At 53.8% G+C, this 15,312-nt stretch carries 10 protein-coding genes; 3 read left to right on the plus strand and 7 right to left on the minus strand.

Features of this window, described 5'->3' with window-relative positions; all coding sequences use genetic code 11:
• Nucleotides 1–30: 30 nt before the first annotated feature.
• Genes wzc through JGF26_RS06970 form a run of 3 tightly spaced genes read right to left on the minus strand, consistent with a single transcriptional unit; the run spans nt 31 to nt 3,785 of the window.
• Nucleotides 31–2,193, minus strand: coding sequence for a tyrosine-protein kinase Wzc (gene wzc, locus JGF26_RS06960; protein WP_028016368.1), 2,163 nt, complete (start codon nt 2,191–2,193; stop codon nt 31–33).
• Nucleotides 2,194–2,195: 2 nt separating this feature from the next.
• Entirely contained in the window at nt 2,196–2,639 is a 444-nt protein-coding gene (gene wzb, locus JGF26_RS06965; RefSeq protein WP_134707824.1) for a low molecular weight protein-tyrosine-phosphatase Wzb, read from the minus strand.
• A 6-nt stretch (nt 2,640–2,645) separates the two neighbouring features.
• Nucleotides 2,646–3,785 carry a polysaccharide export protein gene (locus JGF26_RS06970; protein WP_028016366.1) on the minus strand — a complete coding sequence of 380 codons (1,140 nt, stop codon included), beginning with the start codon at nt 3,783–3,785 and terminating at the stop codon, nt 2,646–2,648.
• A gap of 692 nt (nt 3,786–4,477) precedes the next feature.
• On the opposite strand from JGF26_RS06970, the gene JGF26_RS06975 reads away from it, so the two are divergent.
• Entirely contained in the window at nt 4,478–6,061 is a 1,584-nt protein-coding gene (locus JGF26_RS06975) for a TerC family protein (protein WP_134707761.1), read from the plus strand.
• 43 nt (nt 6,062–6,104) lie between these two features.
• Here JGF26_RS06975 and asmA read toward each other — a convergent pair whose 3' ends face one another.
• From asmA to udk, 3 genes are all read right to left on the minus strand, one after another.
• A complete protein-coding gene (asmA, locus tag JGF26_RS06980) occupies nt 6,105–7,955 on the minus strand; it encodes an outer membrane assembly protein AsmA (protein ID WP_134707760.1) in 1,851 nt (616 codons plus the stop codon).
• A gap of 22 nt (nt 7,956–7,977) precedes the next feature.
• Nucleotides 7,978–8,559 (minus strand): dCTP deaminase, encoded by a 582-nt coding sequence (dcd, locus tag JGF26_RS06985; protein ID WP_028016363.1) that lies wholly within the window; start codon nt 8,557–8,559, stop codon nt 7,978–7,980.
• A gap of 91 nt (nt 8,560–8,650) precedes the next feature.
• Nucleotides 8,651–9,292: a uridine kinase gene (udk, locus tag JGF26_RS06990; protein ID WP_008500855.1), complete on the minus strand. Its 642-nt coding sequence runs from the start codon at nt 9,290–9,292 to the stop codon at nt 8,651–8,653.
• A 343-nt stretch (nt 9,293–9,635) separates the two neighbouring features.
• Between udk and JGF26_RS06995 the strand changes: the two genes are divergently transcribed.
• Nucleotides 9,636–12,965, plus strand: coding sequence for a diguanylate cyclase (locus tag JGF26_RS06995; RefSeq protein WP_128347482.1), 3,330 nt, complete (start codon nt 9,636–9,638; stop codon nt 12,963–12,965).
• Here JGF26_RS06995 and alkA read toward each other — a convergent pair.
• A complete protein-coding gene (gene alkA / locus JGF26_RS07000) occupies nt 12,930–13,802 on the minus strand; it encodes a DNA-3-methyladenine glycosylase 2 (RefSeq protein ID WP_134707759.1) in 873 nt (290 codons plus the stop codon). The genes JGF26_RS06995 and alkA overlap by 36 nt on opposite strands.
• A gap of 130 nt (nt 13,803–13,932) precedes the next feature.
• On the opposite strand from alkA, the gene yegD reads away from it, so the two are divergent.
• Complete coding sequence (gene yegD / locus JGF26_RS07005; RefSeq protein WP_134707758.1) at nt 13,933–15,285, plus strand: molecular chaperone; 1,353 nt, start codon at nt 13,933–13,935, stop codon at nt 15,283–15,285.
• The last annotated feature ends 27 nt before the right edge of the window (nt 15,286–15,312 follow it).

Consider the following 15,312-nt stretch of genomic DNA (forward strand, 5'->3'; position numbering starts at 1 on the left):
GTGGGCTGAGGGTTAGGGTGAGGGGGATTTTTATTTGCTGTCAGATTTGTATTCGTACTCGTAGTAACCGTAATCCTGATACCCACTCGCGCGACGGAAGATGGAGTTCAGGATCACCCCTTTGACCTCAATCCCGTTCTGCTCGAAGCGGCTCAGGCTGGTTTCCACTTCTTTAATGGTGTTCACCGCATAGCGCGCGACCATCAACGTAGTACCAGCAAGACGGCCAACCACGGCGGCATCGGTCACGGCCAGAATTGGCGGAGTATCGATTAGCACCAGGTCGTAATGCTTACTTGCCCACTCCACCAGCTCGGCAAAACGCTCGCTCATCAGCAGTTCAGATGGGTTCGGCGGAATCTGTCCACGTGGGATCAGGTCGAATTTCGGGATCGTTGTCGGTTTTGCACTCTGGCCGATCTCACCTTTACCCAGCAGGATTTCCGACAGACCGTTAACGTTGTTGGTGCCCAGCAGTTCGTGGGTATAGCCTTTGCGCATATCGCAGTCGATCAGCAGCACACGCTTGTTGGTCTGGCTGACCACCGCCGCCAGGTTGGCGCAGACGAAAGTTTTACCGATTGACGGGCTGACGCCGGTTAACATCAGGACGTTGTTTTTGGCCTGCATCATGGCAAAGTGCAGGCTGGTACGCAGGCTGCGGATCGCTTCGATGGCGAGGTCAGTCGGGTTACCCACCGCCAGCAGCTGGCTCTGTTTGTAACGCTTAACGCCTTTGATGGTTTTGACGCTGTCACGGGATTTTTGCCATTCAGACAGCGGGATGCTGGCGTAGACGTTGATACCGTTCTCTTCCAGCACCTGCGGGCTTTCGATACCGCGGTTAAACAGCGAGCGCAGCAGCACGCCAACGATGGAGAGCATCAGGCCAAGAATAATGCTCCCGAGAATGATCAGCGCTTTCTTCGGCTTCAGCACACCGGGTTGAGTAATGGCCGGGTCTACAATACGGACGTCCCCGACGGTACTGGCTTCGGTGATTTTCAGCTCCTGCTGTTTGTTCAGCAGCTGCATGTAAACCTGCTGGCCCGATTCCACGTCGCGGGTCAGACGCACGATCTCCTGCTGCGTTTTCGGCATCGCAGTCACGCGACCGTTGAGCTTTGCCTTTTCCTCTTCCAGCGTGCGGCGTTTCTCAAGCAGCGTGCGGTAGGCCGGGTGACGTTTGGTATAGAGCTTGGAAATCTCCGCCTCTTTGAAGGTCAGCTCGTTGAGCTGAGCATCAATGTTGACCATTGAATCAAGAACTGACTTTGCTTCCAGCGGCAGGTCGACAGAGTCTTTATCCTGACGATAGGCGTTCAGCTTGTTCTCGGCCTCATCCAGATGGGCGCGCACTTCCGGGAGTTGTTTCGCGAGGAAGGCCAGGCTTTTCGCCGCTTCCGCCGACTTACGCTCAACGTTCTGCTCAAGATAGTTGCGGGTGATACTGTTCAGGATATTGCGAATCTGATCTTTATCTTCACCGGTAAAGGTCATGCTCAGCACGCCGGTGTCCTTACCGTTTTCAGTGACGGTCAGGTTGTTTTGCAGATTGTTGATCATCCCCAGCGTGGAGAATTTGGTGACGGTGAATTCCCCCCCTTCGTGGGCGTTAATCGCGCTGACCATCATGCTGACGCCCTCTTTGGTCAGCATCTGTCCCACTTCGCCGCGTGCGCTAAAGCCCGCGTCGCTGGTCAACTGATACTGTTTCGGGCCGAGCACCGTCAGGGTAAAGGTCTGATCGGCTGCCCCTTTCGGCAGCACGAAGTCTGTGACCTTCACCGTGTCGTTGTTTCTGCCCATCAGCCGATCCCAGCCCGCACCAAATATCGGGAAGGTATTTTTGGTGACGGAGATATCGAGCCCGAGGTCGTGAACCGTTTTACCCAGCACCAGACGTGACTGGATCAGCTGAATTTCAGCGTCGGAGGCCGGCGGTTTGTTCGCCAACGCAGAGCCGATATCCTGCACCAGCGAGTTGCCGGTATTTTGTTCAATCTGTACCAGCGCATCAGCGCTGTAGATAGGCGTTGCGAACAGCGTATAGACGACAGCGGCCGCGGCAAACACGGCGGTGATCCCAAGCACCCACCACTTTGCCTCTACAACCGTGCCGACCAGGCGCCCAATATCAATTTCATCACTGCCCGAAGTCGGGGCGGCAGAAAGTCTTGTTTTTTCTGTCATTGTTATCCCTGCTGAGCTTTCAGTGCCTGCGCCCATTGTTGGGCAGACTGGTCAAGTAAGGTGTAAACCGCCTCGAAGGCCTCATGGCTTTTGCGATACGGGTCAGGGATTTCGCGTTCATTGTCCCAGTGACCAAACAGCATCACCTTGCCGCGCATCTCCGGAGCGATATCGCACAGCGCATGAATATGGCGTTTTTCCATCGTCAGGATCAGGTCATACTCCCGGCACATCCGGCCGGTGACCTGGCGGGCAATGTGGCCATCAAGAGAAAGGTTATGATCCCGGGCCACGCTCGCTGCATGCTCATCAGCGCCTTTGCCGACCAGCGCCCCCAGCCCTGCCGAATCAACGACCAATGCAGGCTGGTACTGTTTCAGCAACCTTTCAGCCGTGGGGGAACGGCAAATGTTCCCCACGCATACCACCAGAATTTTGTTAAACATCATGGATTACCAGGTATGAATGTCGCGCGCCGTATCCGTCATGTAGCGAACGCCACTGATGGTTGGCAGCAACTGGTTGATCAGGCGGTTCCAGCGGGCAACCGGCGCGGTGGTGACGTACACCACATCGTATGGCTGGAGACGGAACTCCGTGGCCATTACCAGAGAGGTCGCATCGGACATATCCAACTGATAAATGTTGGCAATCTTGCCTTTCGCGCTGCCCTCACCTTTCAGCGGACGGATCACAAAGATGCCGCTGGCGTTAGACGAGGTCAGATCGATACCTTCCGCATTGCCCAGCGCTTCGGTCAGGGTCATACCGCTGAAGTCCATTTTGAGGGTGCTCTGTTTCTTCACCTCCCCCATCACGAAGACTTTCAGATCGTCATTGCGTGGCACGTAAAGAATGTCACCCGGATAGAGCAGTCGGTTCTGGGTCAGATCGCCGTTTTGCATCAGCGCCTGCAGCGAAATACGCTGCTCTTTACCGTTGTGGGTCAGCACCACGTTGCGCCAGTCGGCACCATCGGTTAAGCCACCCGCAGAGTTAATGGCGTCCAGCACAGTCAGTGGGACGTTGGTGATGGCCTGCTGGCCTGATTTGTTCACCTGGCCGGAGATATAGGCCTTTTGCGAGCGGAATGCGGCGATATTAACGTCCACCTGCGGGTCAGCGATGTACTGCGCTAAGCGGCCGGTAATATCACTACGGATCTCGGCAAGCGTTTTTCCGGCAACATGCACTTTGCCGATATAGGGATAGAACATGGTGCCGTCAGATTGCACCCAGTTCCCGGTGTCGCTTGAGCTACGGTACTGACCCGCAGGGGTGGTCAGTTCGGGGTGATCCCAGACGGTCACGTTGATAACGTCACCCGGCCCCACGCGGTACTGGTAAGCGGCGATCTCCTGGTCCAGAGACATATTCGGCTGGGCAACATTTGGACGTGGACGCAATTGTTCCACCAGACGCGGCGTGAGCGGATAAACATTCACCATTTTGTCGAGATCAAAATCGGCATCTTGTTGTTTAATCACGTCCTTGCCCATCGTGGACATATTGCTGCCGGGAAAGACCGTACAACCGCTCATCAAGAGTGCAGATACCAATAATGGCATCAATTTCATTTTGGATTTCATCATTGATTATTTATCACTTTGGCAGAGTAATTATCCCGTTCAATTTAAATAAGCTCGTGTTGTATTGGGTTTCAGCATGCAGTTAATCAAATAGAAATATAACTGGCATCAGTCCTAAAAAAAGCTTATTCATCCATTGGCTCTTGACAGAATAACCGGGGCTGATTCACACGCTTTCAGACACGCTACCGCCCTTGGCTTTCAGTTACCAATCCACTGACTAAACAATGTGTTATGGATAGACGCCCTCTTGAGGATGGTCTTCTGGAAATATATCAACCGCCTGAAACATCCAACGGACAATGAATAACCCTGTCTGAAGACCAAAACAATAATTGCAACACCGTGATTTAACATTTGGTGCCGGGAGAATTGTTGCAGCTTACCTAATAGCAGGCAAGGAGACATCTCTCTCAATATCTGTTTTTAAGATTAATATTAAGAGCAAAGTTTTCACCTTTTAGGATTTTCTTTATATTGACAATATAAAAATAAAAACCATTAGCTGCGATATATCCTAAAATTCCTTTCTGTAATTAAATCTACGCATTTACCTTATTTACAGTTTCAATCAATGCCATTCTGTTTAGTACATCGTATTAAGAGAAATCGCAGCCCGGCATTGCAATTTCTTTCAGCTTTATCCATGATCGAAGTGTGACATTGGTCATATAACAGAAGGTATTGCTATTACTATGGAATGGATTGCCGATCCATCAATCTGGGCCGGGCTGGTTACGCTGGTCGTCATCGAATTAGTTCTCGGTATTGATAATCTGGTCTTTATCGCCATCCTCGCTGAAAAGCTCCCCCCTTCCCAGCGCGACCGCGCGCGCGTAACGGGCTTACTGCTGGCGATGGCGATGCGACTGCTGCTGCTGGCGTCAATTTCCTGGCTTGTCACGCTAACTAAGCCACTGATTACTCTATACAATATCAGCTTTAGCGCCCGCGACCTGATCATGCTCTTCGGCGGGTTGTTCCTGTTGTTCAAAGCCACAGTAGAACTGAACGAACGGCTCGAAGGGAAAGACAGCGAAAATCCCACACAGCGACGGGGAGCTAAATTCTGGCCGGTCGTGGCACAGATTGTGGTACTGGATGCGGTCTTCTCTCTGGACTCGGTGATCACTGCCGTCGGGATGGTGGACCACCTTGCCGTCATGATGGCTGCGGTGATTATCGCCATCACGCTGATGGTCATGGCGAGCAAAGCGTTGACGCGGTTTGTGAACAGCCACCCGACCATCGTTATCCTCTGCCTGAGCTTCCTGCTGATGATTGGCTTTAGCCTGGTCGCCGACGGTTTTGGCTTCCATATTCCAAAAGGCTACCTGTACGCCGCGATCGGCTTCTCGGTGATGATTGAATCCCTGAACCAGCTCGCCATATTCAACCGTCGTCGCTTTTTGTCGGCAAACCAGAGCCTGCGCCAGCGCACTGCCGATACCGTGATGCGCCTGCTCAGCGGGCAAAAAGAGGACGCGGAATTAGATGCCGAATCTTCTGCGATGCTGGCCGATCATAACGACGGGCAGATCTTCAATCCGCAGGAGCGGCTCATGATTGAGCGGGTGCTCAATCTGAATCAGCGTTCGGTCAGCAGCATCATGACTTCACGTCATGACATTGAGCATATCGACCTGACAGCACCGGAAGAACACATTCGCGCTTTGCTGGATAAAAATCAGCATACCCGCGTAGTTGTGACTGGCGGTGAGGAAGAGGAAGAGTTACTGGGTGTGGTGCATGTCATCGACCTGCTGCAACAGCAGTTACACGGTGAAGCGTTAAACCTTCGCGCCCTGGTGCGTCAGCCACTGGTTTTCCCGGAGGGGCTACACCTGCTCTCTGCTCTTGAGCAATTCCGTAACGCGCGCACGCACTTCGCTTTTGTAGTAGATGAGTTTGGTTCGGTTGAAGGACTGGTCACGCTCAGCGACGTGATGGAAACCATCGCCGGTAATTTACCCAACGAGGTGGATGAGATTGATGCCCGCCATGACATCCAGAAAAATGCTGACGGTTCCTGGACGGCCAACGGCCATATGCCGCTTGAGGACCTGGTGCAATATGTACCGCTACCGCTGGATGAAAAACGTGAATATCACACCATCGCCGGTCTGCTGATGGAGTATTTGCAGCGTATCCCGCAGCCGGGGGAAGAGGTTCAGGTGGGCGACTATCTGCTTAAAACGCTACAGATTGAAAACCATCGCGTGCAAAAGGTTCAAATCATCCCCCTGCGAGATGAAGAAGAGCTGGATTTTGAGGTGTAAAAAAAGCCGGGAGGCGGCAGCGCCTTACCCGGCACAACAGACATCAAAGCTTATCCAACAGCTTTTTCACATCTTTGCCTGTCTGTGAATCTTTATTACGATCCGCCCAGCTGTTAAGCCGACGTTTGGCTTCATCCTGCAGATGCTTACGCAGAATCTGATCCACCTGAAGGCTGTAATTCAGCGCCTGCCATTTACCATATACGCTAAGCGGAATCGGCGTCTCTTTCAGGAAGTCAATCAGCTTACTTTCACCCTGCCAGCCGGAAAGTACCCTGACATTAAAACGGGTGTCCGCCGTCTCTTTCACCAGATCCAGTGAACCGTCTCCCGTCAGTGACAGCATGGAAGAGGTTCCTTCCATGCTGTCCAGAGTAAGCTGTCCGTTATCCAGCGTCAGGTCGGTGGTGAAGCTGTCGAGGCGCGTGGCGCTATCGTAGTTTTCCTGGGCTTTCACATCACTGCTGCGTTCAACCGCCTGCTGCACCAGCTGTTGGAAGTTAAGGCCTTCCATGCGGGAGTTTTTCAGAGCAACATGCGCCTGCCCCTGCCACTCGCGACGGAAAGCATCGGCATCAATTTTTGTACCGGAGAAGTCACCCGCCAGCGTCAACTGCCCGGTCAGAGATATCGGGTAGTTGAAGGCTTTCAGGATGGTACCAATCTCAACGTTATCGAGACGCGGCTGGAATTCGACGCTGGCAACATCTTTACGGACATCCAGCGTGCCCGGCAGTGAGAGGTGTCCGGTCCCCAGTTTGCCGCTCAGTTCAGAGATCACCAGCAAACCGTTATGGTTGAACATCTGGCTGCTTACATCGGTAAAATCGATGCCGCGCCAGCGCAGGCTATTGGCTTTCAGCAGAATATCTGCCGTGAATCCGCGCAGGGCATTATAGTCAGGCTGTTCAAGATTCGACGAGATAACCGGGCGTGAGACCGGTGTCTGGCTTTGCCCCGTTTGCGTGGCATCGCTGTCCGTTGCGCTTGCAGGCAGAGGGGGCAGCAGGTTTTCCAGGTTAAGCTTGTCAAACTGCAGATTCAAAACCCACTTAGGTTTTTCCTCGAGAGAGACGCTCGCCTGCCCTTTCAGGCTACTGTCATTCGCCTGCAGGTTGAGGTTGTCCAGTTCCAGCTGTTTTTGTTCTTCACGCCACACGGCCTGCAACGTTCCCTGACCGGTTATCCCCTGAGAGGGCAGATCGGCTCCCGTCAGTTGCCAGTTCAGTTGCTGAATGTCGGCGGTAAGCTGATGCGGATAATCCGATGCATTCACGTTGGCATTCAGCGACAGGGTCAGATCGCGCTGATCGCGGTTCACCCGTCCGCTAAATTCCACCGTTGCCAGATGATGCGCATCCTGTTCCATCTGCAGGTTGATATTTCTTACGGTAACCTGCTCCTCATCCTCATGCTGGAAAACTAACACGCTATCAGCAACTTTCAGTTTACCAATATCAAAGGACCAGCCCGTATCAGACGGTTCATCGGGCAGGGTGTTTTCTCGCGGCGCAACCGGCGCATTCGCGTCACGAACGGCTTCGGTTTGCGGAGTGAGCTGAATCACCGCGCCTTTCAGCATCACCTGATTAACCTGCAGCTGGTGAGAGAACAGCGGGATTAGTGCCACATCGAGACGCATGTTATCCGCTGAAACCAGTGGCAAAGCAGCCCCCGGCGCCGTTAATGACATGCGACCAGAGAGAATGCTGAGCTGTGGCCAGACGTGCCAGCGCAGCGACCCGTCAAGCTTCAGTTGATAACCACTGCGTGCCTCGACCTGCCGCACCATATAAGTGCGGAAATCGTTCGGGTTAACCAGCAAAACCAACGCCGAAAGGCCAGCAACCAGCACCACCAGCAAAATCATCAGCGTTGTCAGAACTCTTCTCATGGCATCCTCGATGGACTAACGATCAGTCTTTATCAATACGGCTGGCAACCGCGCCCTGCTGGTCGCGATATTTTGCGTCCTGACGGCGGTTATAAGGACGATCGGCAGGACCTGACAGAGGTTCAAAGCTTAACGCGCCGATCATCATTCCAGGGCGTAGAGCCAGAGGCAGTTTACCGGCATTGAAGAACTCCAGTACGATACGGCCAGACCAGCCGGGATCAATACGGTGCGCGGTTACGTGAACCATCAACCCCAGACGCGCCAGTGATGAGCGACCATCCAGCCAGCCAACCAGGTCCGCTGGCAGCGTCACGGATTCATACGTCACCGCCAGCGCCAGTTCACCTGGGTGCAAATAAAAGGCTTCGCCTTCGTCAATGACGATTTCGTCACTCATCACGCGATCGAGCGCGGCGCTGACTTCATCCTTCGGCCCGCTGAGGTCGATGAACGGCGCGGTGTGGCCACTAAAGGTACGGAATTTATTCCCCAACCGCACATCAACGGTCACACCATTGATACGCTCCACCGGTGGACGTGGGGTAATAGACAAACGGCCTTCATCCAGCCAGGCTTCAATATCGCGATCACAAAGACGCATGGCACTTTCTCCTTTCATGCATCGTACCCTGAGGCGGTAAACACTCAGGGTAAAACCAGGTTATCTCTGAACGGTACACAATTCACGCGGCTTATTCAAAAAACTGGCTGATTTTCGCTTTTAAGATATCAATAGCTATGCGGTTTTTGCCCCCACGCGGCACGATGATATCGGCGTATTGCTTGGACGGTTCAATAAATTGCAGGAACATTGGGCGGACCGTTTTCTGGTATTGCGCCATGACGGAGTCCATCGAACGACCGCGCTCATTAACGTCACGTTTGATGCGGCGCATCAGGCAGATATCCAGCGGGGTATCGACGAAAATAGAGAAGTTCATGGACTCACGCAGACGGGCATCAGTGAGAAGCAGAATGCCTTCCAGGATGATGACCTTCTTCGGCTCGATGCGGATAGTTTCCTGAGTGCGGGTATGTTCTACATAACTGTAAACCGGCAGTTCAATCGCCTGGCCGCTCTTAAGCGCTTCCAGATGCTGGAACAGTAAACTGTGATCCATTGCATTTGGGTGGTCATAGTTGGTTTTTACGCGCTCTTCCATCGACAGATGGGATTGATCTTTGTAATAGCTGTCTTCGGGAATGACGCCGATATGCTCATCACCTACTTGTTCACGCAGTTCGCGATAAAGCGTACTGGCAATTAGACTTTTACCTGAAGCCGATGCGCCGGCGATGCCTATAATGACGCACTGATGAGACTTATCAGTCATAAATTTAGCGACCTGATTAACCTGGATGTTAAGGAAGGACGACGCCGGAGCGTCAAACGCGGCAATTATAGGGATTTCGGGAGCGTGATACCAGTCGAAAGCACAGGTTCTGCGAGACAGCCTGAAAAGTGACGCATTCTTCCTTTAGTTAAATTTAAATGAACACTTTTTCAGCAATTAACATGGATTTTTTTAAGAGTAACTATTTAATAAGTCTATGATGTCAAATTATGAGCAGTCACCATATGAATTGTAAATTGTTTGTACTAGCATAAACCAAATTATCAAATTCACTCGTCCGGACTTCTTTCCTGGCGGCATGGCGTCTCTGGATAAAGCGGTAATGAATAAACAATACCAGCGGGTTTTGGTTACCACCCCACATCCTTTATTACGACTTGTCTGTCTGGGCCTGGTCACCTTTATCTTTACCTTATTTTCGCTTGAGCTAACTCGCTTCGGTACTCTGCTGGCGCCGCTCTGGTTTCCCACCGCCATCATGATGGTGGCGTTTTACCGCCATGCAGGAAAAATGTGGCCGGGGATTGCTCTGGCCTGTTCGTTTGGCAATATTCTGGCTTCATGGATGTTGTTTTCGTGGGGGGCGACAAGCTTCATCTACCCCTCAATCAACGTGATTGAAGCTGTGATTGGCGCGTTGCTACTGCGCAAATTGCTCCCGTGGTATAACCCGCTGCAAAATCTGAATGACTGGATCCGTCTGGCCATTGGCAGCGCGCTGGTGCCACCACTGATGGGCGGTGTTCTGGTCTATTTTCTGGTCCCTACTCCAGAACCACTGCGTAATTTCCTCGTCTGGGTCTTGTCTGAAGCCATCGGTGCGCTGGCGCTGGTGCCGTTAGGATTGCTTTTTAAACCGCATTATCTGCTGCGCCATCGTGATCCGAGATTACTGCTTGAAACGCTGACCACCATGGCGGTGACGTTAGTCCTCAGTTGGGCAGCTATCAGCTGGCTGCCGTGGCCCTTTACCTGCGTTATCGTTCTGCTTATGTGGAGTGCCGTACGCCTGCCGCGAATGGAAGCGTTCATGGTGTTTCTGGTCACCGTTATGGTGGTTTCCCTGATGATCGCCCGTAACCCTCTGGCGTTGACCACTCAGCATACTAACGCCATGTTGAATGCGCCGTGGCTACCGTTCCTGATGCTGCTTCTGCCTGCCAACGTAATGACCATGGTGATGTATGCTTTCCGCGCAGAACGCAAACATATTACCGAGAGCGAGGAGCGTTTTCGTAACGCGATGGAGTATTCCGCTATCGGGATGGCGCTGGTCAGCATTGAGGGCAAATGGCTTCAGGCCAACAAGGCACTGTGCAACTTTCTCGGTTACAGCCAGAGTGAGCTCCAGTCGCTCACCTTCCAGCAGTTAACCTGGCCGGAAGATTTGCATACCGACCTGAAACAACTGGAGCAACTGGTCAACGGAGAGATTAATACCTACACCCTTGAGAAGCGCTACTACACGCGCAATGGAGAGGTGGTCTGGGCGCTTCTTGCTGTCTCTGTCGTGCGCCATACCGACGGTTCACCCCTCTATTTTATTGCCCAGATCGAAGATATTAATGACCTGAAGCAGACCGAGTGGGTCAACAAACGCCTGATGGAGCGTATTACGCTTGCCAACGAAGCGGGGGGGATCGGCATCTGGGAGTGGGACCTGGAGCCTGACATTATTAGCTGGGACAAACGGATGTTCGAGCTTTATGAAATACCGCTGCACATCAAGCCCACCTGGCAACTCTGGCATGAAACGATGCTGCCTGAGGATCGCGCGCATGCAGAAAAGGTGCTGCGGGACTCTCTGATCGCCCGTTTGCCGTTTAAGCTTGAATTCCGCATCCGCGTGAAGGACGGCGTGCGACATATCCGCTCTCTGGCGAACCGGGTGCTGAACAAGCAGGGCGAAGTCGAACGCCTGCTCGGTATCAACATGGACATGACCGAAGTTAAGCAACTCAACGAGGCCCTGTTCCAGGAAAAAGAGCGTCTGCACATAACCCTCGACTCCATCGGCGAAGCGGTGCTGTGCACCGATATCAACATGAATGTCACCTTCATGAACCCGGTTGCCGAAAAAATGAGCGGCTGGCTGCAGACCGAAGCTATCGGTCAGCCCATCCTGCGGGTGCTGCATATTACCTTTGGTGAAAAAGGGCCGCTGATGGAGAACATTCATAGCGGTGATATGTCCCGTTCCGATATCGATCAGGACGTGGTCCTGAACTGCCGCACCGGCGGTAATTTTGATATTCATTACAGCATTACGCCGCTCAGCACACTGGACGGACAAAACATTGGCTCGGTTATCGTGATTCAGGATGTGACAGAGTCGCGCAAAATGCTGCGCCAGTTGAGTTACAGCGCCTCCCACGATGCCCTGACCCACCTGGCAAACCGGGTTAGCTTCGAAAATCATCTCAAACGGCTCTTGCAGACCGTTCGCGAAACGCGCCAGCGCCATGCGCTGGTCTTTATCGATCTTGATCGTTTCAAAGCGGTCAACGATACGGCAGGCCACGCCGCAGGTGATGCCCTGCTCAGGGAGCTCTCTTCATTAATGTTGACCATGCTTCGCTCGAGTGATGTGCTGGCGCGTCTGGGCGGGGACGAATTCGGTTTGCTGTTGCCGGACTGCAACATAGAGAGCGCACGTTATATCGCCAGCCGCCTGATCCATACCATCAATGGCTATCACTTTATGTGGGAAGGACGCCTGCACAGAATTGGTGCCAGCGCAGGTATCACGTTGATTGATGAAAATAATCATCAGGCATCGGAAATCATGTCACAGGCTGATATCGCCTGTTATGCCTCGAAAAACAGTGGGCGCGGCATCGTCACGGTTTACGAACCTCAGCAGGAGCGGGACCACAGCGCACGCAGCATGATGTCACTGGATGAACAGTGGCACATGATTAAAGACAATCATCTGATGATGATAGCCCGCAGTGTCGCCTCGCCACGCATACCGGAAAGCTGTAACTTCTGGCTCATTTCGTTACGCCTGTGGACCAGCCAGGGCGAAGTACAGGAAGAACACGCCTTCCGATCTGGCCTGGCGGAGCCTGAGCTGTTGCACGCTCTCGACAGACGGATCTTTAGCGAATTTTTCCGTACCTCTGCCGCACAGGTTGCCAGTAAAGGTATGGGCGTTGCACTGCCGCTTTCTGAAGCCGGTTTGGCCAGCGTGACGCTGGTCGATGAACTTCTCGACCTGCTGGATAAAAGCCCACTGCCGGGCCGTCTTCTGCATCTGATCATCCCTGCCGATGTGGTGTGCAACCCGGATGAAAACCTGCAACGGGGGCTGCAAAAGCTTCGTCAGGCGGGTTGTCGCGTGATCTTCAGTCAGGTGGGGCGTGACATGAACGTCTTTACCCACCTGAGCGCGAATATGGCCGACTATCTAATGCTGGATGCGGAAGTGGTAACCAATGTTTATGGCAACCTGATGGATGAAATGATGGTGACTATCATCCAGGGCCATGCCCAGCGCCTGGGGATGAAAACCATCGCGGGTCCCTGTAACCAGCCGATCATGATGGATACACTCTCTGGCATCGGGCTCGATTTTATTTATGGTGACACGATTGCCGAGCCACAGCCGCTGGATCTACTTCTCAATACCAGTTATTTCGCTATCAACTGACGGCGCCCAGCCGTCGGTATACCAGATGTGCAGCAGCGCGTAAGAACGCCAGGGCTGCCAGCGCTGAGCATAGCGACGAATTTGCGCTGGCGTCATCCCGGCAAAGCGTTGCTTAATCAGATAATCATCCGGCAGAAAAACATCCTTCGCCTGCCAGCCGCGCAGAGCCAGATAGTTTGCCGTCCAGCGCCCTATTCCAGGCCGCTGCTGTAACGCCTTCATGCCTGCCTCAACATCCTCAGGTGGCGTCAGCGGAAACGTGCCTTCAATGACCGATTGCGCCAGATGAATCAATGACTCAGCGCGTTTGACTGGCATCCCGAGCGCTTTCAGCGCCAGCGGGTCCGTTGCGGCCAGCGCTTGTGGTGTGGGGAAGCAGACATAGCCTGGCGAATCGTTTACCGGTTCGCCGCACAGCGCCACCACGCGCGACGTCAGTTTCGCCGCCATCGCCACGCTCACCAGCTGCCCGAGAATCGCCCGCACGCCCTGCTCGTACGCGTCCATCGCCCCCGGCAAACGCAAGCCTGGCCGTGCAACGCCGAGATCGCCAAGCGTCTTGTGAATTTCATGCGGATCGCAGGCCAGATCGAACAGACACCCAATACGTTCAAGACAGGTTTGCGCAACCGGGATTAACCCGAGGCTCAGCGTCACCTGTAGCGTGTGGGTCAGGTTATCCGGTGTAACGCGAAAGATCCCCTGGTGCCCCTCACAGGCGAAACTGCGCTCGTAATAGTATTCAGTGACGGTCTCAACGCCCTCTACCGCACGCGCGCCAAGAAAGCCAAACATCCATTGCCAGTCATAAGGGGGTTGCCAGGTCAGGGTAAACATTGTCGCTCCTTTTTTGTTCCCCTCAGCATAAACCGAAAGACCTTGTTTCGCCTTGCTTTCATATTCCTGTTGTCGCGATGCAGACATTTCGTTAAAGTCTCGCCCCTTCTCACTGGCATGGGGATTATTCGTGTTTATTGGATTTGACTACGGTACGGCAAACTGCTCGGTTGCAATTATGCAGGACGGACAGCCACAGCTCCTGAAAATGGAAAAAGAGAGTACGCTGCTGCCCTCAATGCTCTGCGCACCTACCCGCGAAGCGGTCAGCGAATGGCTGTTCCGCCATCATCAGGTTCCGGCCACCGCGGCGGAGACTCAGGCATTGCTGCGCCGCGCGGTCAGTTTTAACCGCGAGGAAGATATCGACGTTACGCCTTCCAGCGTGCAGTTCGGCCTCTCTTCGCTCGGGCACTACATCGAAGATCCCGAAGAGGTTTACTTCGTTAAATCACCAAAATCCTTCCTGGGTGCCAGCGGTCTGAAGCCACAGCAGGTGGCGATGTTTGAAGATCTGGTCTGCGCCATGATGCTGCACATTCGCAATCAGGCGCAAACCCAGGTGTCGGAAGCGATCGCCCAGGCGGTGATTGGCCGTCCGATCAACTTCCAGGGTCTGGGGGGAGATGACGCTAACCAGCAGGCGCAGGGTATCCTTGAACGTGCGGCGCACCGTGCAGGCTTCCGTGACGTGGTGTTCCAGTATGAGCCCGTTGCGGCGGGACTGGATTTTGAAGCCACACTGACGGAAGAGAAACGCGTATTAGTCGTGGATATCGGCGGCGGTACGACGGACTGCTCGCTGCTGCTGATGGGGCCACAATGGCATAACCGTCGCGACCGCGAAAACAGCTTGCTGGGGCACAGTGGCTGCCGTATCGGCGGTAACGATCTCGATATTGCCCTGGCGTTCAAGAGCCTGATGCCACTGCTCGGCATGGGCGGACAAACTGAAAAAGGCATCGCTCTGCCAATCCTGCCATGGTGGAACGCTATCGCGATTAACGACGTCCCGGCGCAGAGTGATTTTTACAGCACTGCAAATGGCCGTTTCCTGAACGACCTGGTACGCGACGCGCAGGACGCCGAAAAAGTCGCCCTGCTGTATAAAGTGTGGCGTCAGCGTCTTAGCTATCGCGTGGTACGTACCGCAGAAGAGAGCAAAATCGCCCTTTCCGACCGCGCTGAGCATGCGGTCTCCTTGCCGTTTATCAGCGACGATCTGGCCACTGCGATTTCTCAGGACGGGCTGGAGGCCGCGCTCGCGCAGCCGCTGCAGCGTATTCTGGAGCAGGTGCAGCTGGCGCTGGAAAACGGCAAAGAGAAGCCGGACGTTATCTATCTGACCGGGGGGAGCGCGCGTTCACCGCTGATCAAAAAAGCGCTGGCGGAACAGCTGCCGGGCATTCCGATTGCGGGTGGCGATGACTTTGGTTCCGTTACCGCCGGCCTGGCGCGCTGGGCGCAGGTGATGTTTAGCTAGTCTCATTGTGCCGGGTGGCGTATCCGC

It is taken from the genome of Enterobacter sp. E1 (assembly GCF_016809815.1).
Classification (GTDB): Bacteria; Pseudomonadota; Gammaproteobacteria; order Enterobacterales; family Enterobacteriaceae; genus Enterobacter; species Enterobacter adelaidei.